The 18,770-nt window shown below is 68.2% G+C and carries 31 protein-coding genes; 30 read left to right on the top strand and 1 reads right to left on the bottom strand.

The window, feature by feature from the left end:
- Nucleotides 1-2: 2 nt before the first annotated feature.
- The gene (locus tag ABZ457_RS04285) at nucleotides 3-1,718 is read right to left on the bottom strand and encodes an RNA ligase family protein (protein ID WP_359153681.1); all 1,716 of its coding nucleotides are present in this window, start codon (nucleotides 1,716-1,718) and stop codon (nucleotides 3-5) included.
- Nucleotides 1,719-1,867: 149 nt separating this feature from the next.
- Here ABZ457_RS04285 and ABZ457_RS04280 point away from each other — a divergent pair, with 149 nt between their 5' ends.
- From ABZ457_RS04280 to ABZ457_RS04135, 30 genes are all read left to right on the top strand, one after another.
- A complete protein-coding gene (locus ABZ457_RS04280; RefSeq protein ID WP_359153679.1) occupies nucleotides 1,868-2,587 on the top strand; it encodes a YoaK family protein in 720 nt (239 codons plus the stop codon).
- A gap of 454 nt (nucleotides 2,588-3,041) precedes the next feature.
- Complete coding sequence (rpsJ, locus tag ABZ457_RS04275) at nucleotides 3,042-3,350, top strand: 30S ribosomal protein S10 (protein WP_003948644.1); 309 nt, start codon at nucleotides 3,042-3,044, stop codon at nucleotides 3,348-3,350.
- Nucleotides 3,351-3,364: 14 nt separating this feature from the next.
- Nucleotides 3,365-4,009, top strand: coding sequence for a 50S ribosomal protein L3 (gene rplC / locus ABZ457_RS04270; RefSeq protein ID WP_018847505.1), 645 nt, complete (start codon nucleotides 3,365-3,367; stop codon nucleotides 4,007-4,009).
- An 8-nt stretch (nucleotides 4,010-4,017) separates the two neighbouring features.
- A complete protein-coding gene (rplD, locus tag ABZ457_RS04265) occupies nucleotides 4,018-4,671 on the top strand; it encodes a 50S ribosomal protein L4 (protein ID WP_018847504.1) in 654 nt (217 codons plus the stop codon).
- Nucleotides 4,671-4,994 carry a 50S ribosomal protein L23 gene (gene rplW / locus ABZ457_RS04260; RefSeq protein ID WP_359153676.1) on the top strand — a complete coding sequence of 108 codons (324 nt, stop codon included), beginning with the start codon at nucleotides 4,671-4,673 and terminating at the stop codon, nucleotides 4,992-4,994. Before rplD ends, rplW begins: the two co-directional genes overlap by 1 nt.
- A 42-nt stretch (nucleotides 4,995-5,036) precedes the next feature.
- Nucleotides 5,037-5,873 (top strand): 50S ribosomal protein L2, encoded by an 837-nt coding sequence (gene rplB / locus ABZ457_RS04255; protein WP_018847502.1) that lies wholly within the window; start codon nucleotides 5,037-5,039, stop codon nucleotides 5,871-5,873.
- A 12-nt stretch (nucleotides 5,874-5,885) separates the two neighbouring features.
- Nucleotides 5,886-6,167 carry a 30S ribosomal protein S19 gene (gene rpsS / locus ABZ457_RS04250; RefSeq protein ID WP_017949661.1) on the top strand — a complete coding sequence of 94 codons (282 nt, stop codon included), beginning with the start codon at nucleotides 5,886-5,888 and terminating at the stop codon, nucleotides 6,165-6,167.
- Between the two features lie 42 nt (nucleotides 6,168-6,209).
- A complete protein-coding gene (gene rplV / locus ABZ457_RS04245) occupies nucleotides 6,210-6,557 on the top strand; it encodes a 50S ribosomal protein L22 (RefSeq protein WP_026277599.1) in 348 nt (115 codons plus the stop codon).
- Entirely contained in the window at nucleotides 6,557-7,387 is an 831-nt protein-coding gene (rpsC, locus tag ABZ457_RS04240) for a 30S ribosomal protein S3 (RefSeq protein WP_018847500.1), read from the top strand. Before rplV ends, rpsC begins: the two co-directional genes overlap by 1 nt.
- A gap of 5 nt (nucleotides 7,388-7,392) precedes the next feature.
- Nucleotides 7,393-7,812, top strand: coding sequence for a 50S ribosomal protein L16 (gene rplP / locus ABZ457_RS04235; protein WP_005313579.1), 420 nt, complete (start codon nucleotides 7,393-7,395; stop codon nucleotides 7,810-7,812).
- Nucleotides 7,812-8,036, top strand: coding sequence for a 50S ribosomal protein L29 (gene rpmC / locus ABZ457_RS04230; RefSeq protein ID WP_017949657.1), 225 nt, complete (start codon nucleotides 7,812-7,814; stop codon nucleotides 8,034-8,036). The genes rplP and rpmC overlap by 1 nt, the downstream gene beginning before the upstream one ends.
- Nucleotides 8,036-8,320, top strand: a complete 285-nt coding sequence (rpsQ, locus tag ABZ457_RS04225; protein ID WP_018847499.1) for a 30S ribosomal protein S17 — start codon at nucleotides 8,036-8,038, stop codon at nucleotides 8,318-8,320. The genes rpmC and rpsQ overlap by 1 nt, the downstream gene beginning before the upstream one ends.
- Before the next feature lie 106 nt (nucleotides 8,321-8,426).
- Nucleotides 8,427-8,795 carry a 50S ribosomal protein L14 gene (gene rplN / locus ABZ457_RS04220; RefSeq protein WP_003956455.1) on the top strand — a complete coding sequence of 123 codons (369 nt, stop codon included), beginning with the start codon at nucleotides 8,427-8,429 and terminating at the stop codon, nucleotides 8,793-8,795.
- A gap of 2 nt (nucleotides 8,796-8,797) precedes the next feature.
- A complete protein-coding gene (rplX, locus tag ABZ457_RS04215) occupies nucleotides 8,798-9,121 on the top strand; it encodes a 50S ribosomal protein L24 (protein ID WP_018847498.1) in 324 nt (107 codons plus the stop codon).
- Nucleotides 9,121-9,678, top strand: a complete 558-nt coding sequence (gene rplE / locus ABZ457_RS04210; RefSeq protein WP_018847497.1) for a 50S ribosomal protein L5 — start codon at nucleotides 9,121-9,123, stop codon at nucleotides 9,676-9,678. Before rplX ends, rplE begins: the two co-directional genes overlap by 1 nt.
- A 5-nt stretch (nucleotides 9,679-9,683) precedes the next feature.
- Nucleotides 9,684-9,869 (top strand): type Z 30S ribosomal protein S14, encoded by a 186-nt coding sequence (locus ABZ457_RS04205; protein ID WP_003956452.1) that lies wholly within the window; start codon nucleotides 9,684-9,686, stop codon nucleotides 9,867-9,869.
- Between the two features lie 210 nt (nucleotides 9,870-10,079).
- Complete coding sequence (gene rpsH, locus ABZ457_RS04200; protein ID WP_018847496.1) at nucleotides 10,080-10,478, top strand: 30S ribosomal protein S8; 399 nt, start codon at nucleotides 10,080-10,082, stop codon at nucleotides 10,476-10,478.
- A 21-nt stretch (nucleotides 10,479-10,499) separates the two neighbouring features.
- On the top strand, nucleotides 10,500-11,039 hold the full coding sequence (rplF, locus tag ABZ457_RS04195) for a 50S ribosomal protein L6 (RefSeq protein ID WP_019888764.1): 540 nt from the start codon (nucleotides 10,500-10,502) through the stop codon (nucleotides 11,037-11,039).
- Nucleotides 11,040-11,042: 3 nt separating this feature from the next.
- Nucleotides 11,043-11,426, top strand: a complete 384-nt coding sequence (gene rplR / locus ABZ457_RS04190; protein ID WP_018847494.1) for a 50S ribosomal protein L18 — start codon at nucleotides 11,043-11,045, stop codon at nucleotides 11,424-11,426.
- A 45-nt stretch (nucleotides 11,427-11,471) separates the two neighbouring features.
- Nucleotides 11,472-12,077, top strand: a complete 606-nt coding sequence (gene rpsE, locus ABZ457_RS04185; protein WP_018847493.1) for a 30S ribosomal protein S5 — start codon at nucleotides 11,472-11,474, stop codon at nucleotides 12,075-12,077.
- Entirely contained in the window at nucleotides 12,077-12,259 is a 183-nt protein-coding gene (gene rpmD, locus ABZ457_RS04180; RefSeq protein WP_005313525.1) for a 50S ribosomal protein L30, read from the top strand. The genes rpsE and rpmD overlap by 1 nt, the downstream gene beginning before the upstream one ends.
- Nucleotide 12,260: 1 nt before the next feature.
- Nucleotides 12,261-12,716 carry a 50S ribosomal protein L15 gene (gene rplO / locus ABZ457_RS04175; protein WP_018847492.1) on the top strand — a complete coding sequence of 152 codons (456 nt, stop codon included), beginning with the start codon at nucleotides 12,261-12,263 and terminating at the stop codon, nucleotides 12,714-12,716.
- 223 nt (nucleotides 12,717-12,939) lie between these two features.
- A complete protein-coding gene (secY, locus tag ABZ457_RS04170) occupies nucleotides 12,940-14,259 on the top strand; it encodes a preprotein translocase subunit SecY (RefSeq protein ID WP_359153667.1) in 1,320 nt (439 codons plus the stop codon).
- Nucleotides 14,259-14,918, top strand: a complete 660-nt coding sequence (locus ABZ457_RS04165) for an adenylate kinase (protein WP_359153665.1) — start codon at nucleotides 14,259-14,261, stop codon at nucleotides 14,916-14,918. Before secY ends, ABZ457_RS04165 begins: the two co-directional genes overlap by 1 nt.
- Before the next feature lie 112 nt (nucleotides 14,919-15,030).
- On the top strand, nucleotides 15,031-15,873 hold the full coding sequence (gene map / locus ABZ457_RS04160; RefSeq protein ID WP_359153663.1) for a type I methionyl aminopeptidase: 843 nt from the start codon (nucleotides 15,031-15,033) through the stop codon (nucleotides 15,871-15,873).
- A gap of 190 nt (nucleotides 15,874-16,063) precedes the next feature.
- Nucleotides 16,064-16,285, top strand: a complete 222-nt coding sequence (gene infA / locus ABZ457_RS04155) for a translation initiation factor IF-1 (protein WP_003956442.1) — start codon at nucleotides 16,064-16,066, stop codon at nucleotides 16,283-16,285.
- A 58-nt stretch (nucleotides 16,286-16,343) separates the two neighbouring features.
- The gene (gene rpmJ, locus ABZ457_RS04150; RefSeq protein ID WP_003956441.1) at nucleotides 16,344-16,457 is read left to right on the top strand and encodes a 50S ribosomal protein L36; all 114 of its coding nucleotides are present in this window, start codon (nucleotides 16,344-16,346) and stop codon (nucleotides 16,455-16,457) included.
- 194 nt (nucleotides 16,458-16,651) lie between these two features.
- The gene (gene rpsM, locus ABZ457_RS04145) at nucleotides 16,652-17,032 is read left to right on the top strand and encodes a 30S ribosomal protein S13 (RefSeq protein ID WP_359153661.1); all 381 of its coding nucleotides are present in this window, start codon (nucleotides 16,652-16,654) and stop codon (nucleotides 17,030-17,032) included.
- Between the two features lie 65 nt (nucleotides 17,033-17,097).
- Entirely contained in the window at nucleotides 17,098-17,502 is a 405-nt protein-coding gene (gene rpsK / locus ABZ457_RS04140) for a 30S ribosomal protein S11 (RefSeq protein WP_017949643.1), read from the top strand.
- A gap of 136 nt (nucleotides 17,503-17,638) precedes the next feature.
- Nucleotides 17,639-18,661, top strand: a complete 1,023-nt coding sequence (locus ABZ457_RS04135; RefSeq protein WP_003956430.1) for a DNA-directed RNA polymerase subunit alpha — start codon at nucleotides 17,639-17,641, stop codon at nucleotides 18,659-18,661.
- The last annotated feature ends 109 nt before the right edge of the window (nucleotides 18,662-18,770 follow it).

The raw sequence follows: 18,770 nt of genomic DNA, 5'->3' as shown, positions 1-18,770 counted from the left end.
CCTCAGACCTCCTCCTCGACCGTGCCGCTCGCGCCGATGTACCAGGTCCGGTGGGCCTCGCCGGGGTACGGCGGACCGAACCGGCGGAGCTGGTCCGACAGCACCCGCGGCGGCACCGGGTGCTCCCGGACGGCGTTGCGGCGGTGCAGCTCCTCCTCGCCGACGAGGAGGACGGCATGGGTGACCAGGGCGCCCCGGCGGTCGGCGGACCGGCGCACCAGAGAGCGCTGCCGCCGGTTGAGGGAGGTCGCGTCCCAGACCACCGTGCCTCCGGCGGCCAGGGCCTCGTCCAGCCGGCCGAGGGCCTCGCGGAGCACGTCCGCGTTGGCCTGCTGGTCGGCGCGGGAGCCGCGGGCCTGCCGCAGCTCGTCGAGGGAGACATACGCGTCGACGCCCGGCAGCCCGCGCGCGAAGGTGCTCTTGCCGCTGCCGGCCGGGCCCACCGTCTGGACCAGCCGGGGGAAGTCGCCGTCCCGCCACCGCCAGGTCGCGGCGACGGCCTCCTCGGCGGTGCGGATCCGGCCGTCCGCGTGGGCGGCCAGGGCCTCGGCGCGGCAGCGGGCGGCGGCCTCGGGGGACAGGTCCGCGAAGACCTCGTCCAGGCCGGTGAGCGGGTGGGCCTCGGCCGCGTGCAGCGCGGACCACTCCACCTGCTCCCGTGCCTCCCCGGTCACGGCGGTCGCGAGGGCCACGGCGTGCAGCGCGTCGGTGCCGACCGCCCGGCCCATGCGCAGCAGACCGGCGCGCCGGTCCTCGTCGGGGTGGGGGCGGTGCAGGGCGGGGTGCAGTCCGACGAGGTCGGCGATCCGGCGGGCCCGGGGGAGACCCAGCACCGGGGCGAGGCGGGGTCCGAGGGCGGCCCGGCGGGCGCGGTGGAAGAGGGCGGCGAGGACGGCCTCCAGCCGCTCGTCGCCGAGGAGCCCGCCCGCGTCCAGCCGGCCGACGGCGGCGGGGCCGGGTCCGGTCGCCGGGCCGGTGGCGGATCCGGGTGCCGGGTCGGTTACCGGGTCGGCCCCGGTGGGCTCGTCGCCGCCGAAGAGCCCGGTCAGCGCCTCCGTGTCCGCCGGGGCGCCCGAACGCACCGCCCACAGGGGCGCGTTCGGGCCGAGGCCGTTGGGGACGACGGCGCTGTGCATCCAGTGCGTGTCCGTACGGACGTGCCCCGGCCGCACCCACTTGGCGACCCGCAGGCCGAACTCCTCCGCCGCGAAGCCGTCCGCCGTCCGTACCACGTACCCCTCCTGGCGCTCCGGGTCGAGGGCCAGGGCGCGCAGGGCCCGCTCGTCGAAGGTCCCCCGCCACAGCACCCGCGGCACGGGGACGCCCGCGCCGCGCAGGAACGCGGTCGTCCGGTCCCAGTCGAGGCAGCGACCGTGCGCGTCCCACACGGAGAAGCCGTAGAAGTAGGAGTCGAGACTGTCGTACGCGAGGGAGTGGCGGGCGTACATGTTCTCCCCGCACACACGCCAGCCCGCGGGAATGGTGTGCCCGATACGGCCCTGGAGGGCCTTCACCCAGGCCCGCGAGGGGTGGTGCGCCGAGTCCAGCGAGCGCGCGTGCAGCCCGTCGGCGTAGAGGGTGGTGTTCTCGCCGTCCAGCTTCTCGGTGACCACCACCTCCCGGCCGCGCAGCCCGGCGAGATCGGTGGTCCGCAGATCGTCCGGGGTGGCCCCGGGCGACCAGGGCAGATGCCGGGTCCGTGGATAGTGCGTACGCATGGTGACCGCTCCCCCGTGATTGGCGCCTGCCACCGTCACCCTAGGTGCGCGGCGAGCGGCGCTTCGAGGGATTTACGGGTGTGCGCCACCGGGGTGAGGCGGGGTCGGCGGTCACGGCCGGGCGCCGGGGCCGCCCCTATCGTCCCGGTATGAAACCCAGGCCCGGACCGGTGCTGACCTCCGTGATGGTGTTGCTCACCCTGACCACCGGGATGATCGAGGCGGTCTCGTTCCTCACCCTCGGCCCCGTCTTCGCGGCCGTCCAGACGGGCAGCCTGCTGCTCCTGGGGTTCGCGATCGCGGGTGCGCCGGGCATCTCGGCGGTGGTCTCGGGGGTCTCCCTCGCCGGGTTCGCCTTCGGCGCGATCGTCGGCTCGCACTTCCAGTCGGCGATCGACGCGCGCGAGCGGCGCTGGTTCGACACGGCCCTGGTGGTGGAGGGGGTCCTGCTGTGGGTGGCGGCCGTGGTGATCTGGCGGGCCGGCATCGAGGGTCCGGGCGGACCTGTGGACGGCCGGCACCTTGCGGCGATCGCGATGGTGGCGTGCGCGATGGGGGTGCGCAATGTGACCTCACTGCGGGTCCAGGTCCCCGACGTCCCGACGACGGTGGCGACCCGGGCCCTCACCGGTCTGCTGATCGCACTGCCCCCGCTGGCGGCGGACAGCAGGGTGGGCGGCGGCCTGAGCAGGGAGGCCCGCCGGATCGCCTCCATCGCCGCCATGTTCGCCGGCGCCCTCCTCGCCGCCTGGCTCCTGGAACGCGCCGTCCCCCCGGCCGCCGTCCTCGCCGTCCCGGCGACCCTGATCCTGGCCCTCGGCCTGGCCCTCCTCGCCTTCCCCCGCGAACGCACCTCCGTCCCGGGCTGACGGCCTCAGCCCGCCGGGACCCGCGCCCACCCCCCGCGCGCCGGGGTTTGACACGCAACCCCCGCGGGGTAATCTCTACGGCTCGATTGGCCAGGCGGCCGAGCCGTATGGCAGACTATCGGGGTTGCTCGGTTGAGTGCCGATGCTGCGCGCCTCCCGCCGGGGGGACCGGAAGCGAGTCCCACAGTACTCGTCGCCCCATGCTGTGCACCGTGAGGTGCAGGGGCGGACGTACGGGAATCTTCCGGGAAGTGTCAGCGGGGTACCGGCCAGGCGCCCGGTGGGAGCTCTTCCCCTGGTTCCGCGGTCCTCGGGCCCGCACCCCCTTGGTTGGGAAATCCTTCGGGAGATCTTCGTAGAGGGGCTGCGACACGCCCGACCGCGTGGGTCGGAGAAGAGAGCACGACCCTCCGGGTTCCAGAGCGTTGACGAGAGACAGGACTACGAAGTAGCCATGGCGGGACAGAAGATCCGCATCCGGCTCAAGGCCTACGACCACGAGGTCATCGACTCCTCGGCGAAGAAGATCGTCGAGACGGTGACCCGCACTGGTGCGTCGGTCGCGGGCCCGGTGCCGCTGCCCACTGAGAAGAACGTGTACTGCGTCATCAAGTCGCCGCACAAGTACAAGGACTCGCGCGAGCACTTCGAGATGCGCACGCACAAGCGCCTGATCGACATCCTCGACCCGACGCCCAAGACCGTTGACTCGCTGATGCGCCTGGACCTTCCGGCCGGCGTCGACATCGAGATCAAGCTCTGAGAGGCGCGGAAGAGATGGCAAAGCAGATCAAGGGCGTCCTGGGCGAGAAGCTCGGCATGACCCAGGTCTGGGACGAGAACAACCGTGTCGTCCCGGTGACCGTCGTCAAGGCCGGGCCCTGTGTCGTTACCCAGGTCCGTACGAACGACAACGACGGCTACGAGTCGGTCCAGATCGCCTTCGGCGAGATCGACCCGCGCAAGGTGAACAAGCCCCTCAAGGGCCACTTCGCCAAGGCCGACGTGACCCCGCGCCGCCACCTGGTGGAGCTCCGTACCTCCGACGCCAGCGAGTACACGCTCGGCCAGGAGATCACCGCCGAGGTGTTCGAGTCCGGCGTCAAGGTCGACGTCACGGGCAAGAGCAAGGGCAAGGGCTTCGCCGGTGTCATGAAGCGTCACAACTTCAAGGGCCTCGGCGCCGGTCACGGCACCCAGCGCAAGCACCGCTCCCCCGGTTCCATCGGTGGCTGCGCCACCCCGGGCCGTGTGTTCAAGGGCCTCCGCATGGCGGGCCGCATGGGCAACGAGCGGGTCACCACCCAGAACCTGACCGTTCACGCCGTTGACGCGGAGAAGGGCCTGCTGCTCATCAAGGGCGCGGTTCCTGGTCCGAACGGCGGCCTCGTCCTGGTCCGTACCGCGGCCAAGGGGGCCTGAGGTAACCGATGAGCACCATTGACATCCTTTCGCCGGCAGGCGACAAGGCCGGGACCGTCGAGCTCCCCGCGGAGATCTTCGACGCCAAGGTCAGCGTTCCGCTGATCCACCAGGTCGTCGTCGCGCAGCTGGCCGCTGCCCGCCAGGGCACGCACAAGACCAAGACCCGCGGCGAGGTCCGTGGTGGCGGCAAGAAGCCGTACCGCCAGAAGGGCACCGGCCGCGCCCGTCAGGGTTCGACCCGCGCTCCGCAGTTCGCCGGCGGTGGCGTCGTCCACGGCCCCGTGCCGCGTGACTACTCGCAGCGGACCCCGAAGAAGATGAAGGCCGCCGCCCTGCGCGGTGCCCTCACCGACCGGGCCCGCCACTCGCGGATCCACGTCGTCTCCGGCGTGGTCGAGGGCACGGCCTCCACGAAGGCCGCCAAGTCCCTGCTGGGCAAGATCTCGGAGCGCAAGAACCTGCTCCTGGTCGCCGAGCGCTCGGACGAGGCCGCGTGGCTGTCCGCCCGCAACCTGCCCCAGGTCCACATCCTGGAGCCGGGCCAGCTGAACACGTACGACGTGCTCGTCTCCGACGACGTGGTCTTCACCCAGGCCGCCTTCGAGTCCTTCGTGTCCGGCCCCAAGGCCGCCAACGACACCGAAGGGAGCGAGGCCTGATGTCCGAGGCCACGATCACCAGCAAGACCTTCTTCGACCCGCGCGACATCCTCGTGAAGCCGGTCGTGTCGGAGAAGAGCTACGCGCTGCTGGACGAGAACAAGTACACGTTCGTCGTCGACCCGCGTGCCAACAAGACCCAGATCCGGCAGGCCGTCGAGGCGGTCTTCCAGGTCAAGGTCACCGGGGTCAACACGATCAACCGCCAGGGCAAGCGCAAGCGCACCCGCACCGGTTTCGGCAAGCGTGCCAACACCAAGCGCGCCATCGTGACCCTTGCCGAGGGCGACCGTATCGACATCTTCGGCGGTCCGACCGCCTGACGGGCGGTCTGGATCGTCCGAATATCGGACGAGGACTGAGAAATGGGTATCCGCAAGTACAAGCCGACGACTCCGGGCCGTCGTGGCTCCAGCGTCGCCGACTTCGTCGAGATCACGCGGTCCACGCCGGAGAAGTCGCTGGTCCGCCCCCTGCACAGCAAGGGCGGCCGTAACAACACCGGTCGTGTGACCGTCCGTCACCAGGGCGGTGGCCACAAGCGCGCCTACCGCGTGATCGACTTCCGTCGTCACGACAAGGACGGCGTGCCGGCCAAGGTCGCTCACATCGAGTACGACCCCAACCGCACCGCGCGCATCGCGCTGCTCCACTACGTGGACGGCGAGAAGCGCTACATCATCGCGCCGCGTGGCCTGAACCAGGGCGACCGCGTCGAGAACGGCCCCGGGGCCGACATCAAGCCCGGCAACAACCTGGCGCTGCGCAACATCCCGGTCGGTACGACCATCCACGCCATCGAGCTGCGGCCCGGCGGCGGCGCGAAGTTCGCCCGCTCCGCGGGTGCCTCCGTGCAGCTGCTGGCGAAGGAGGGCCAGATGGCCCACCTGCGCATGCCGTCCGGTGAGATCCGTCTGGTCGACGTCCGCTGCCGCGCCACCATCGGCGAGGTCGGCAACGCCGAGCAGTCGAACATCAACTGGGGCAAGGCCGGCCGCAAGCGCTGGCTGGGCGTCCGCCCGACCGTTCGCGGTGTGGCGATGAACCCGGTTGACCACCCGCACGGTGGTGGTGAGGGCAAGACCTCCGGTGGTCGCCACCCGGTCTCCCCGTGGGGTCAGAAGGAGGGTCGTACTCGTTCTCCCAAGAAGGCGAGCAACAAGTACATCGTCCGCCGCCGCAAGACGAACAAGAAGCGCTAGGAGCGGGTTCAGATGCCGCGCAGTCTCAAGAAGGGGCCCTTCGTCGACGACCACCTGATCAAGAAGGTGGACGCCCAGAACGAAGCCGGCACCAAGAACGTCATCAAGACCTGGTCCCGTCGCTCGATGATCGTCCCGGCCATGCTGGGCCACACGATCGCGGTGCACAACGGCAAGACCCATGTCCCGGTGTTCGTCACCGAGTCCATGGTCGGCCACAAGCTCGGCGAGTTCTCGCCGACTCGCACCTTCCGCGGCCACGTCAAGGACGACCGGAAGTCGAAGCGCCGCTAACGCGGGGTGGAACGACTCATGACTTACATCGAAGGGACAACCATGGAAGCCAGGGCCCAGGCGCGGTACATCCGCGTCACGCCCATGAAGGCCCGCCGCGTGGTGGACCTCATCCGTGGCATGGACGCCACGGAGGCTCAGGCGGTCCTGCGTTTCGCCCCGCAGGCCGCGAGCGTGCCGGTGAAGAAGGTGCTGGACAGCGCCATCGCCAACGCCGCGCACAACTACGACCACACGGACGCCTCCTCGCTGGTGATCAGCGAGGCGTACGTGGACGAGGGCCCGACCCTGAAGCGGTTCCGTCCGCGTGCCCAGGGCCGTGCCTACCGGATCCGTAAGCGGACCAGCCACATCACCGTGGTCGTCAGCAGCAAGGAAGGAACCCGGTAATGGGCCAGAAGGTAAACCCGCACGGGTTCCGGCTCGGTATCACCACGGACTTCAAGTCCCGCTGGTACGCCGACAAGCTGTACAAGGACTACGTCAAGGAAGACGTCGCCATCCGCCGGATGATGACGTCCGGCATGGAGCGCGCCGGCATCTCCAAGGTCGAGATCGAGCGCACCCGTGACCGTGTGCGGGTGGACATCCACACCGCGCGTCCGGGCATCGTCATCGGCCGCCGTGGCGCCGAGGCCGACCGCATCCGCGGCGACCTCGAGAAGCTCACCGGCAAGCAGGTGCAGCTCAACATCCTCGAGGTCAAGAACCCCGAGGTCGACGCTCAGCTCGTGGCCCAGGCCGTGGCCGAGCAGCTGTCCTCCCGCGTCTCCTTCCGCCGTGCCATGCGCAAGAGCATGCAGTCGGCGATGAAGGCCGGCGCCAAGGGCATCAAGATCCAGTGCGGTGGCCGTCTCGGCGGCGCCGAGATGTCCCGCTCGGAGTTCTACCGCGAGGGCCGTGTGCCGCTGCACACGCTCCGCGCGAACGTCGAGTACGGCTTCTTCGAGGCCAAGACGACCTTCGGCCGCATCGGCGTGAAGGTCTGGATCTACAAGGGCGACGTCAAGAACATCGCCGAGGTCCGCGCCGAGAACGCTGCTGCCCGCGCCGGCAACCGCCCGGCCCGTGGCGGCGCCGACCGTCCGGCCGGTCGCGGCCGCGGTGGCGAGCGTGGCGGTCGCGGTCGCAAGCCGCAGCAGGCTCAGGCTGCCGAGGCCCCCAAGGCCGAGGCTCCCGCCGCCGCTCCGGCTGCTGAGAGCACCGGAACGGAGGCCTGACCGACATGCTGATCCCCCGTAGGGTCAAGCACCGCAAGCAGCACCACCCCAAGCGCCGCGGTATGGCCAAGGGTGGTACCACGGTCGCGTTCGGCGAGTACGGCATCCAGGCCATGACGCCGGCGTACGTGACCAACCGCCAGATCGAGGCGGCTCGTATCGCGATGACCCGCCACATCAAGCGTGGCGGCAAGGTCTGGATCAACATCTACCCGGACCGTCCGCTGACGAAGAAGCCCGCCGAGACCCGCATGGGTTCCGGTAAGGGTTCGCCCGAGTGGTGGGTGGCGAACGTGCACCCGGGCCGGGTCATGTTCGAGCTGTCCTACCCGAACGAGAAGATTGCGCGTGAGGCTCTGACTCGTGCGGCGCACAAGCTGCCGATGAAGTGCCGGATCGTCAAGCGCGAGGCAGGTGAAGCGTGATGTCGGCCGGTACCAAGGCGTCCGAGCTGCGCGAGCTGGGCAACGAGGAGCTTGTTGCCAAGCTCCGCGAGGCCAAGGAAGAGCTGTTCAACCTCCGCTTCCAGGCGGCGACGGGCCAGCTCGAGAACCACGGCCGGCTGAAGGCCGTCCGCAAGGACATCGCCCGGATCTACACCCTGATGCGTGAGCGTGAGCTGGGCATCGAGACGGTGGAGAGCGCCTGATGAGCGAGAACAACGTGACCGAGAACAAGACCGCGCGCAACGCCCGCAAGACCCGTGAGGGTCTGGTCGTCAGCGACAAGATGGACAAGACCGTCGTCGTCGCCGTCGAGGACCGCGTCAAGCACGCGCTGTACGGCAAGGTCATCCGCCGTACCAACAAGCTCAAGGCCCACGACGAGCAGAACGCTGCCGGCATCGGCGACCGCGTCCTCCTGATGGAGACGCGGAAGCTGTCCGCCACCAAGCACTGGCGCGTCGTCGAGATCCTCGAGAAGGCCAAGTAATCGCTCGAAGGGGTAACCCTTCGAGTTCGTTCCGCCAGGCTCGGCGGGGGTTCGCTCCACGAGGAGCGGCCCCCGCCGGGAACCGGCAGACAATCAGGAGATAGACGTGATCCAGCAGGAGTCGCGGCTGCGCGTCGCCGACAACACTGGTGCCAAGGAGATCCTTTGCATCCGTGTTCTCGGTGGTTCCGGCCGCCGCTACGCGGGCATCGGTGACGTCATCGTCGCCACCGTCAAGGACGCGATCCCCGGTGGCAACGTGAAGAAGGGTGACGTCGTCAAGGCGGTCATCGTTCGCACCGTCAAGGAGCGCCGCCGCCAGGACGGCTCGTACATCCGCTTCGACGAGAACGCCGCCGTCATTCTGAAGAACGACGGCGACCCTCGCGGCACCCGTATCTTCGGCCCGGTCGGCCGTGAGCTGCGCGAGAAGAAGTTCATGAAGATCATCTCGCTCGCGCCGGAGGTGCTGTAAGCATGAAGATCAAGAAGGGCGACCTGGTCCAGGTCATCACCGGTAAGGACAAGGGCAAGCAGGGCAAGGTCATCGCGGCCTTCCCCCGTGAGGACCGTGTCCTGGTCGAGGGTGTCAACCGGGTCAAGAAGCACACCAAGGCCGGTCAGACCGCTCGCGGTTCGCAGACCGGCGGGATCGTGACGACCGAGGCCCCCGTCCACGTGAGCAACGTTCAGCTCGTCGTGGAGAAGGACGGCAAGAAGGTCGTGACCCGCGTCGGTTACCGCTTCGACGACGAGGGCAACAAGATCCGCGTTGCCAAGCGGACGGGTGAGGACATCTGATGGCGACCACCACCACTCCGCGTCTGAAGACGAAGTACCGCGAGGAGATCGCGGGCAAGCTGCGTGAGGAGTTCTCCTACGAGAACGTCATGCAGGTTCCCGGCCTCGTCAAGATCGTGGTCAACATGGGTGTGGGCGACGCCGCCCGCGACTCCAAGCTGATCGACGGCGCGATTCGCGACCTCACCACGATCACCGGTCAGAAGCCGGCCGTCACCAAGGCCCGCAAGTCCATCGCGCAGTTCAAGCTGCGTGAGGGTCAGCCGATCGGTGCCCACGTCACGCTCCGTGGCGACCGCATGTGGGAGTTCCTGGACCGCACCCTGTCGCTCGCGCTCCCGCGCATCCGCGACTTCCGCGGTCTGTCCCCCAAGCAGTTCGACGGCCGTGGCAACTACACCTTCGGTCTCACGGAGCAGGTCATGTTCCACGAGATCGACCAGGACAAGATCGACCGCGTCCGGGGTATGGACATCACCGTGGTCACCACGGCGACCAACGACGACGAGGGCCGTGCCCTTCTGCGTCACCTCGGCTTCCCGTTCAAGGAGGCGTGAGCGAGATGGCGAAGAAGGCTCTGATTGCCAAGGCTGCTCGTAAGCCCAAGTTCGGTGTGCGTGCCTACACCCGCTGCCAGCGCTGTGGCCGCCCGCACTCCGTGTACCGCAAGTTCGGCCTGTGCCGCGTGTGCCTCCGTGAGATGGCTCACCGTGGCGAGCTGCCGGGCGTGACCAAGAGCTCCTGGTAATCCCCCAGTTGGGATGACCGGAGTCTCTCGGTAAGCAGTGGGTCGGCGGAAGGCCCTCCCTCACATGCCGTAGGCTTGTGGGGTTGGGCGTCCGCCGCCCGTCACGACTTACTACGCCGTAGGTCCCCGCGCCGCACCCGTCCCGCCCCTGTGTGGGGAGAGGGATGGCGCATACAGGAAACCCCGGCGAGAGAGGCCGAAGGCCAATTCATGACCATGACTGATCCGATCGCAGACATGCTGACGCGTCTGCGTAACGCGAACTCGGCGTACCACGACTCCGTGGCCATGCCGCACAGCAAGATCAAGTCGCACATCGCCGAGATCCTCCAGCAGGAGGGTTTCATCACCGGCTGGAAGGTCGAGGACGCCGAGGTCGGCAAGAACCTCGTCCTGGAGCTGAAGTTCGGCCCGAACCGTGAGCGTTCGATCGCCGGCATCAAGCGCATCTCCAAGCCGGGTCTGCGTGTTTACGCGAAGTCCACCAACCTGCCGAAGGTCCTCGGCGGCCTGGGCGTGGCGATCATCTCCACGTCCCACGGTCTCCTGACCGGCCAGCAGGCGCAGAAGAAGGGCGTGGGTGGGGAAGTCCTCGCCTACGTCTGGTAGTCGGGAACGGAGGAATAGCTCATGTCGCGTATCGGCAAGCTCCCCATCCAGGTTCCCGCCGGTGTGGACGTCACCATCGACGGCCGTACGGTCACCGTGAAGGGCTCCAAGGGCTCCCTCACGCACACCGTTGCCGCGCCGATCGAGATTGTGAAGGGCGAGGACGGCGTTCTCAACGTCACCCGTCCCAACGACGAGCGTCAGAACAAGGCCCTGCACGGCCTGTCCCGCACGCTGGTGGCGAACATGATCACCGGCGTGACCCAGGGATACACCAAGGCGCTCGAGATCAGCGGTGTCGGTTACCGCGTCGCAGCCAAGGGCTCCAACCTGGAGTTCCAGCTCGGTTACAGCCACCCGATCCTGGTGGAGGCCCCCGAGGGGATCTCCTTCAAGGTCGAGTCGCCGACCAAGTTCTCGGTCGAGGGCATCGACAAGCAGAAGGTCGGCGAGGTCGCCGCGAACATCCGCAAGCTGCGGAAGCCCGACCCGTACAAGGCCAAGGGCGTCAAGTACGCGGGCGAGGTCATCCGCCGCAAGGTCGGAAAGGCGGGTAAGTAAGCCATGGCATACGGCACGAAGATCGCTAAGGGCGACGCCTACAAGCGCGCCGCGAAGCAGCGCCGTCACATCCGCATCCGCAAGAACGTGTCGGGTACGGCGGAGCGTCCGCGCCTCGTCGTGACGCGCTCGAACCGGAACATCGTCGCCCAGGTCATCGACGACCTGAAGGGTCACACCCTGGCGTCGGCGTCCACCCTGGACGCTTCGATCCGCGGTGGCGAGGGCGACAAGTCCGCGCAGGCCAAGCAGGTCGGCGCCCTGGTCGCCGAGCGCGCCAAGGCCGCCGGTGTCGAGGCCGTCGTGTTCGACCGTGGTGGCAACAGGTACGCCGGGCGCATTGCCGCTCTGGCTGACGCCGCCCGCGAGGCCGGGCTGAAGTTCTGAGCCCCGGTTCCGGGACTAACGGACGTAACAGAGAGAGGTAATCCAATGGCTGGACCCCAGCGCCGCGGAAGCGGTGCCGGTGGCGGCGAGCGGCGGGACCGGAAGGGTCGCGACGGTGGCGCCGCCGCCGCCGAGAAGACCGCGTACGTTGAGCGCGTTGTCGCGATCAACCGCGTCGCCAAGGTTGTGAAGGGTGGTCGTCGCTTCAGCTTCACCGCGCTGGTCGTGGTGGGCGACGGTGACGGCACCGTGGGTGTCGGTTACGGCAAGGCCAAGGAGGTGCCGGCCGCCATCGCCAAGGGTGTGGAGGAGGCCAAGAAGCACTTCTTCAAGGTCCCCCGTATCCAGGGCACCATCCCGCACCCGATCCAGGGTGAGAAGGCTGCCGGCGTCGTCCTGCTCAAGCCCGCCGCCCCCGGTACCGGTGTTATCGCCGGTGGCCCGGTGCGTGCCGTGCTGGAGTGCGCGGGCGTGCACGACATCCTGTCGAAGTCGCTCGGCTCGGACAACGCGATCAACATCGTTCACGCGACCGTGGCGGCCCTCAAGGGCCTGCAGCGTCCCGAGGAGATCGCGGCCCGCCGCGGTCTGCCCCTTGAGGACGTCGCCCCCGCGGCCCTGCTGCGTGCGCGTGCGGGAGCGGGTGCGTAATGGCCCGTCTCAAGATCACGCAGACCAAGTCGTACATCGGCAGCAAGCAGAACCACCGCGACACCCTGCGTTCGCTCGGGCTCAAGCGCCTGAACGACGTGGTCGTCAAGGAGGACCGCCCCGAGTTCCGCGGCATGGTGCACACCGTCCGCCACCTCGTGACGGTCGAGGAGGTCGACTGACATGGCGGAGCAGAACCCGCTGAAGGTCCACAACCTCCGTCCCGCCCCGGGCGCCAAGACCGCCAAGACCCGTGTGGGTCGTGGTGAGGCGTCGAAGGGTAAGACGGCCGGTCGTGGTACAAAGGGCACCAAGGCCCGTTACCAGGTTCCGGAGCGCTTCGAGGGTGGGCAGATGCCCCTCCACATGCGCCTCCCGAAGCTCAAGGGCTTCAAGAACCCGTTCCGCACCGAGTTCCAGGTCGTGAACCTGGACAAGCTCGCGGCCCTGTACCCGCAGGGTGGCGAGGTCACCGTGGCCGACCTGGTCGCCAAGGGTGCCGTGCGCAAGAACCAGCTCGTCAAGGTCCTGGGCCAGGGCGAGATCTCCGTGGCGCTGCAGGTGACGGTCGACGCCGTCTCCGGCTCCGCCAAGGAGAAGATCACCGCCGCGGGCGGTACCGTCACCGAACTCGTCTGAGACGAGCCGATGGCCTGAAACGCGACCGGGGATGCCTCCCAAAAGGGGCATCCCCGGTTGGTCGTTCCTAGGGGGGCATGGTCGCCGGTAAGGTGGCGTGCACTGTTAACTTCAGTCCGGTGTGCCTCGGGAGGCCCACCGGGCGCGTTTGCCCTGATTCGTATTCGTCGAACCTCAAGACCGTCACCTCTGACGCAGTAGCGCGGGGGTCGCAGGAGGCACCGTGCTCACCGCGTTCGCCCGGGCGTTCAAGACGCCCGACCTGCGCAAGAAGCTGCTCTTTACCCTTGGCATCATCGTGCTGTACCGGCTCGGCGCGCACATCCCCGTGCCCGGTGTCAGCTATCAGAACGTCCAGATCTGTGTGGAACAGGCGTCCAAGAACGGCGGCAGTCTGCTGGGTCTCGTCGATCTGTTCAGCGGCGGCGCTCTCCTCCAGATCACCATCTTCGCGCTCGGCGTGATGCCGTACATCACGGCGAGCATCATCCTCCAGCTCCTGACCGTGGTGATCCCGCGGCTCGAAGCGCTGAAGAAGGAGGGGCAGTCCGGTACCGCGAAGATCACGCAGTACACGCGTTACCTGACGATCGCCCTCGCCGTCCTCCAGGGCACCGGCCTGGTGGCCACCGCCCGCAGCGGCGCGCTCTTCAGCGGCTGCCGGGTGGCCAACGAGATCGTGCCCGACCGCTCGATCTTCACCACGGTCATCATGGTCGTCACCATGACCGCCGGAACCGCCGTCGTGATGTGGCTCGGTGAGCTCGTCACCGACCGCGGCATCGGCAACGGCATGTCGATCCTCATGTTCATCTCGATCGCCGCCGGCTTCCCGGGCGCCCTGTGGGCCATCAAGAAGAGCGGCAACCTGGCGGGTGGCTGGATCGAGTTCGGCACGGTCATCCTGATCGGCTTCGCCATGGTGGGCCTCGTCGTCTTCGTCGAACAGGCCCAGCGCCGTATCCCGGTGCAGTACGCGAAGCGCATGATCGGCCGCAGGTCCTACGGCGGTACGTCCACGTACATCCCGCTCAAGGTGAACCAGGCGGGTGTGATTCCCGTCATCTTCGCTTCTTCGCTGCTCTACATCCCGGCCCTCGTCGCCCAGTTCTCCAGTGGCCAGTCCGGCTGGAAGACCTGGATCGAAGCCAACCTGGTGCAGCCCGACGGCCCGTTGTACATCTCGTTGTACTTCGTGCTGATCGTGTTCTTCGCGTTCTTCTATGTGGCGATCTCGTTCAACCCCGACGAAGTTGCCGACAACATGAAGAAGTATGGTGGGTTCATCCCGGGCATCCGGGCCGGTCGTCCTACTGCCGAGTACCTGAGCTACGTGCTCAACAGGATCACTTGGCCGGGCTCGCTGTACCTGGGTCTGATCGCTCTCGTGCCGACAGTGGCGTTGGCAGGCTTCGGCGGTGCCAATGCCAACTTCCCGTTCGGCGGCACCAGCATCCTCATCATCGTGGGTGTCGGTCTGGAGACCGTGAAGCAGATCGAGAGCCAGCTCCAGCAGCGTAATTACGAAGGGTTCCTCCGCTGATGCGAATCGTCCTCGTCGGACCGCCCGGTGCCGGGAAGGGAACGCAGGCTGCCTTCCTCGCGAAGAACCTGTCCATCCCGCACATCTCCACGGGCGACCTGTTCCGCGCCAACATCTCCCAGGGCACCGAACTTGGCAAGCAGGCCAAGGCGTACATGGACGCCGGCAACCTGGTGCCGGACGAGGTGACCATCGGGATGGCCAGGGACCGCATGGGTCAGTCCGACGCGGCGAACGGCTTCCTGCTGGACGGCTTCCCGCGCAACGTGGGCCAGGCCGAGGCGCTGGACGAGATGCTGAAGGGCGAGGGCGTCGAGCTGGACGCCGTCCTCGACCTGGAGGTCCCCGAGGACGAGGTGGTCAAGCGCATCGCCGGCCGCCGGGTGTGCCGCAACAACAGCGCGCACGTCTTCCACGTCGTCTACACCCCGCCGAAGTCCGAGGGCGTGTGCGACGAGTGCGGCGGCGAGCTGTACCAGCGCGACGACGACTCCGAGGAGACCGTCCGCAAGCGCCTGGAGGTCTACCACACCCAGACCGAGCCGATCATCGACTACTACCGGGCCCAGGGACTGGTCGTCACGATCTCGGCGCTCGGCCAGGTCGCCGATGTGACCGCCCGTGCCATGGAGGCCCTCCAGGTCGGCAAGGCCGCCTGAGCCTCCCGCACGAACCCCGATTCGGCCGCGGTGTCCCGAGGACGCCGCGGCCTTATCGTTGAGCAGGACCCCTGTACGTCCGCCGTCGTCCCCCCGAAAGGCCCCCGCCGCAATGGTGCAGATCAAGACCCCCGAGCAGATCGCGAAGATGCGCGAGGCGGGACTGGTCGTCGCGGCCATCCACGCGGCGACCCGTGAGGCGGCGGTCCCCGGCGCGACCACCCGCGACCTGGACGAGGTCGCCCGCAAGGTGATCTCCGACCACGGCGCCAAGTCGAACTTCCTCGGCTACGGCGGCTTCCCCGCCACGATCTGCACCTCGGTCAACGAGGTCGTCGTCCACGGCATCCCGGACGAGAAGACGGTCCTCAAGGACGGGGACATCATCTCGATCGACTGCGGCGCCATCGTGGACGGCTGGCACGGGGACGCGGCCTACACGGCCTTCGTCGGCACCGGTCACGCCCCGGAGCTGATCGAGCTCTCCCGGGTGACCGAGGAGTCGATGTGGGCCGGCATCGCGGCGATGAGGAACGGCAACCGGCTCGTCGACGTCTCCCGCGCGATCGAGACCTACATCCGCCGCCAGCCCCGCCCGGCGACCGGCAAGTACGGGATCATCGAGGACTACGGCGGCCACGGCATCGGCACCGAGATGCACATGGACCCGCACCTGCTGAACTACGTCTCCCGCAAGCGCGGACGCGGCCCCAAGCTGGTCCCCGGCTTCTGCCTGGCGATCGAGCCGATGGTCTCCCTCGGCACCCCGCACACCGAGGTCCTCGCCGACGACTGGACCGTGATCACCACCGACGGCACCTGGTCCTCGCACTGGGAGCACTCCGTGGCCCTGACCGAGGAGGGCCCCCTGGTGCTGACGTCCCCCGACGGCGGCCGGGCCAAGCTGGCCGAGCTGGGCGTCACCGCCGCCCCGGACCCCGCGGGCCGCGGCTGACGACCCCGGCCGGGCCCGCGGGGCCCGGCCGCACGGGCGACCGCCGCGTAACGATCACCGGCGGTGGGCATGCTTGACGGATTCGTCTTTTCGAAGGCCCTGACGTAGACTGATGCGTCGGCTCTCGTGTATCCGTGTGTCCGCACCCGGAACGAGGGTCGATCAAGGTAGCCGATTCGAAGGGCGTAGCGTGGCCAAGAAGCAAGGTGCCATCGAAATCGAGGGCACCGTGATCGAGTCCCTCCCGAACGCCATGTTCAAGGTGGAGCTCCAGAACGGTCACAAGGTCCTCGCGCACATCTCCGGCAAGATGCGCATGCACTACATCCGCATCCTCCCGGACGACCGGGTCGTGGTGGAGCTCTCTCCCTACGACCTGACGCGTGGCCGGATCGTCTACCGCTACAAGTAGATCTTGTCGCACCCCCTCTCGCGGGGTGGCGGCACTGACCCGGAGAACCTCACATCCCATGAAGGTCAAGCCGAGCGTCAAGAAGATCTGCGACAAGTGCAAGGTGATCCGCCGTCACGGCCGGGTCATGGTCATCTGCGACAACCTGCGCCACAAGCAGCGCCAGGGCTGACGCACGACCACCTGCACCACACTCGCAGTCTTCGCGCGACGCACGTAACACCATGTACATACGCAGGGTCCGCCTGGCTTCGGCCGGCGACACCTCCGGTGGAGGCCGGAGACCTGGTCGTACCACCCCGCTCGCGGGGTCGGCGGCCACGGAACGACCTTGCGGAAGACCTCCGACTACATCAGGAGCCATGAATGGCACGCCTTGAAGGCGTTGACCTTCCGCGCGACAAGCGCATCGAGGTCGCCCTCACCTACGTCTTCGGCATCGGGCGCACGCGGTCCCAGGAGACCCTCGCCGCCACCGGTGTCGACCCGAACACCCGCGTTCGTGACCTCCCCGAAGAGGACCTGGTCAAGATCCGCGAGTACGTGGACGTCAACTTCCAGACCGAAGGTGACCTCCGCCGCGACATCCAGGCCAACATCCGCCGCAAGGTCGAGATCGGCTGCTACCAGGGTCTGCGCCACCGTCGCGGCCTGCCGGTCCACGGCCAGCGCACCAGCACGAACGCGCGTACCCGCAAGGGCCCGCGTCGCGCGATCGCCGGCAAGAAGAAGCCGGGCAAGAAGTAGTCCTCAGCGGACATCTGTCCACGGTCTTCGCTGCAGGACCGACCACCTCCCGTAGGAGTTAAGAGATGCCCCCCAAGGGACGTCAGGGCGCAGTCAAGAAGGTGCGCCGCAAGGAAAAGAAGAACGTCGCTCACGGCCACGCGCACATCAAGAGCACGTTCAACAACACGATCGTCTCGATCACCGACCCCTCGGGCAACGTGATCTCCTGGGCCTCCGCCGGCCACGTCGGCTTCAAGGGCTCGCGCAAGTCCACCCCCTTCGCCGCGCAGATGGCCGCCGAGTCGGCCGCCCGCCGCGCGCAGGAGCACGGCATGCGCAAGGTCGACGTCTTCGTCAAGGGTCCCGGCTCCGGCCGTGAGACCGCGATCCGTTCGCTCCAGGCCACCGGCCTGGAGGTCGGCTCGATCCAGGACGTCACCCCCACCCCGCACAACGGCTGCCGTCCGCCGAAGCGCCGCCGCGTCTGACGCACGGCGCGGGCCTCGCGGCCCGGCTGCTGGACCAGGGTGTTCCGGGCGGTACGTCCCCTTCGGGGCGTGCCGCCCGTACCCTGTATCAGAGGACGTCAAATAGCGGGCGTCCACGACTGAAGGAATTCACACCATGCTGATCGCTCAGCGTCCCTCGCTGACCGAAGAGGTCGTCGACGAGTACCGCTCGCGGTTCGTCATCGAGCCCCTGGAGCCGGGCTTCGGCTACACGCTCGGCAACAGCCTCCGCCGCACCCTCCTCTCCTCGATCCCGGGTGCGGCCGTCACGTCCATCCGCATCGACGGTGTCCTGCACGAGTTCACCACCGTGCCGGGCGTCAAGGAGGACGTGACCGACCTCATCCTCAACATCAAGCAGCTGGTCGTCTCCTCGGAGCACGACGAGCCGGTCGTGATGTACCTGCGCAAGCAGGGCCCCGGCCTGGTCACCGCCGCGGACATCGCGCCGCCGGCCGGTGTCGAGGTGCACAACCCCGACCTGGTCCTCGCCACCCTCAACGGCAAGGGCAAGCTGGAGATGGAGCTGACCGTCGAGCGCGGTCGCGGCTACGTCTCCGCCGTCCAGAACAAGCAGGTGGGCCAGGAGATCGGCCGTATCCCGGTCGACTCCATCTACTCGCCGGTTCTCAAGGTCACCTACAAGGTCGAGGCGACCCGTGTCGAGCAGCGCACCGACTTCGACAAGCTGATCGTCGACGTCGAGACCAAGCAGGCCATGCGCCCGCGCGACGCCATGGCGTCCGCCGGCAAGACCCTGGTCGAGCTGTTCGGTCTGGCGCGCGAGCTCAACATCGACGCCGAGGGCATCGACATGGGCCCGTCCCCGACGGACGCCGCCCTCGCCGCGGACCTGGCGCTGCCGATCGAGGAGCTGGAGCTCACGGTCCGCTCCTACAACTGCCTCAAGCGTGAGGGCATCCACTCCGTGGGTGAGCTCGTGGCGCGCTCCGAGGCGGACCTGCTCGACATCCGCAACTTCGGTGCGAAGTCGATCGACGAGGTCAAGGCGAAGCTGGCCGGCATGGGCCTGGCGCTCAAGGACAGCCCGCCCGGATTCGACCCGACCGCCGCCGCCGACGCCTTCGGCGCGGACGACGACGCGGACGCGGGCTTCGTCGAGACCGAGCAGTACTGAGAGCTCGGGCCTCACGGTCCGTACCCGGGTGCGGGTCGGCTGTGGCTGATCGCGCCCACGCGGCGGAGCCGCAGATGCAGTACCGCCCCGCGCCCCTTCCGGGGCGCCC

Source organism: Streptomyces sp. NPDC005805, from assembly GCF_040630445.1.
GTDB lineage: Bacteria > Actinomycetota > Actinomycetes > Streptomycetales > Streptomycetaceae > Streptomyces.
The sequence above is the reverse complement of the archived record's forward strand: the minus strand, read 5'-3'. Positions and strand labels throughout refer to the sequence as shown.

What these genes read in the sequence shown, in the direction of transcription:
- ABZ457_RS04285 (WP_359153681.1), bottom strand. Translation starts at nt 1,718, where the DNA reads ATGCGTACGCACTATCCACGGACCCGGCATCTGCCCTGGTCGCCCGGG.
- ABZ457_RS04280 (WP_359153679.1), top strand. Translation starts at nt 1,868, where the DNA reads ATGAAACCCAGGCCCGGACCGGTGCTGACCTCCGTGATGGTGTTGCTC.
- rpsJ (WP_003948644.1), top strand. Translation starts at nt 3,042, where the DNA reads ATGGCGGGACAGAAGATCCGCATCCGGCTCAAGGCCTACGACCACGAG.
- rplC (WP_018847505.1), top strand. Translation starts at nt 3,365, where the DNA reads ATGGCAAAGCAGATCAAGGGCGTCCTGGGCGAGAAGCTCGGCATGACC.
- rplD (WP_018847504.1), top strand. Translation starts at nt 4,018, where the DNA reads ATGAGCACCATTGACATCCTTTCGCCGGCAGGCGACAAGGCCGGGACC.
- rplW (WP_359153676.1), top strand. Translation starts at nt 4,671, where the DNA reads ATGTCCGAGGCCACGATCACCAGCAAGACCTTCTTCGACCCGCGCGAC.
- rplB (WP_018847502.1), top strand. Translation starts at nt 5,037, where the DNA reads ATGGGTATCCGCAAGTACAAGCCGACGACTCCGGGCCGTCGTGGCTCC.
- rpsS (WP_017949661.1), top strand. Translation starts at nt 5,886, where the DNA reads ATGCCGCGCAGTCTCAAGAAGGGGCCCTTCGTCGACGACCACCTGATC.
- rplV (WP_026277599.1), top strand. Translation starts at nt 6,210, where the DNA reads ATGGAAGCCAGGGCCCAGGCGCGGTACATCCGCGTCACGCCCATGAAG.
- rpsC (WP_018847500.1), top strand. Translation starts at nt 6,557, where the DNA reads ATGGGCCAGAAGGTAAACCCGCACGGGTTCCGGCTCGGTATCACCACG.
- rplP (WP_005313579.1), top strand. Translation starts at nt 7,393, where the DNA reads ATGCTGATCCCCCGTAGGGTCAAGCACCGCAAGCAGCACCACCCCAAG.
- rpmC (WP_017949657.1), top strand. Translation starts at nt 7,812, where the DNA reads ATGTCGGCCGGTACCAAGGCGTCCGAGCTGCGCGAGCTGGGCAACGAG.
- rpsQ (WP_018847499.1), top strand. Translation starts at nt 8,036, where the DNA reads ATGAGCGAGAACAACGTGACCGAGAACAAGACCGCGCGCAACGCCCGC.
- rplX (WP_018847498.1), top strand. Translation starts at nt 8,798, where the DNA reads ATGAAGATCAAGAAGGGCGACCTGGTCCAGGTCATCACCGGTAAGGAC.
- rplE (WP_018847497.1), top strand. Translation starts at nt 9,121, where the DNA reads ATGGCGACCACCACCACTCCGCGTCTGAAGACGAAGTACCGCGAGGAG.
- ABZ457_RS04205 (WP_003956452.1), top strand. Translation starts at nt 9,684, where the DNA reads ATGGCGAAGAAGGCTCTGATTGCCAAGGCTGCTCGTAAGCCCAAGTTC.
- rpsH (WP_018847496.1), top strand. Translation starts at nt 10,080, where the DNA reads ATGACCATGACTGATCCGATCGCAGACATGCTGACGCGTCTGCGTAAC.
- rplF (WP_019888764.1), top strand. Translation starts at nt 10,500, where the DNA reads ATGTCGCGTATCGGCAAGCTCCCCATCCAGGTTCCCGCCGGTGTGGAC.
- rplR (WP_018847494.1), top strand. Translation starts at nt 11,043, where the DNA reads ATGGCATACGGCACGAAGATCGCTAAGGGCGACGCCTACAAGCGCGCC.
- rpsE (WP_018847493.1), top strand. Translation starts at nt 11,472, where the DNA reads ATGGCTGGACCCCAGCGCCGCGGAAGCGGTGCCGGTGGCGGCGAGCGG.
- rpmD (WP_005313525.1), top strand. Translation starts at nt 12,077, where the DNA reads ATGGCCCGTCTCAAGATCACGCAGACCAAGTCGTACATCGGCAGCAAG.
- rplO (WP_018847492.1), top strand. Translation starts at nt 12,261, where the DNA reads ATGGCGGAGCAGAACCCGCTGAAGGTCCACAACCTCCGTCCCGCCCCG.
- ABZ457_RS04165 (WP_359153665.1), top strand. Translation starts at nt 14,259, where the DNA reads ATGCGAATCGTCCTCGTCGGACCGCCCGGTGCCGGGAAGGGAACGCAG.
- map (WP_359153663.1), top strand. Translation starts at nt 15,031, where the DNA reads ATGGTGCAGATCAAGACCCCCGAGCAGATCGCGAAGATGCGCGAGGCG.
- rpmJ (WP_003956441.1), top strand. Translation starts at nt 16,344, where the DNA reads ATGAAGGTCAAGCCGAGCGTCAAGAAGATCTGCGACAAGTGCAAGGTG.
- rpsM (WP_359153661.1), top strand. Translation starts at nt 16,652, where the DNA reads ATGGCACGCCTTGAAGGCGTTGACCTTCCGCGCGACAAGCGCATCGAG.
- rpsK (WP_017949643.1), top strand. Translation starts at nt 17,098, where the DNA reads ATGCCCCCCAAGGGACGTCAGGGCGCAGTCAAGAAGGTGCGCCGCAAG.
- ABZ457_RS04135 (WP_003956430.1), top strand. Translation starts at nt 17,639, where the DNA reads ATGCTGATCGCTCAGCGTCCCTCGCTGACCGAAGAGGTCGTCGACGAG.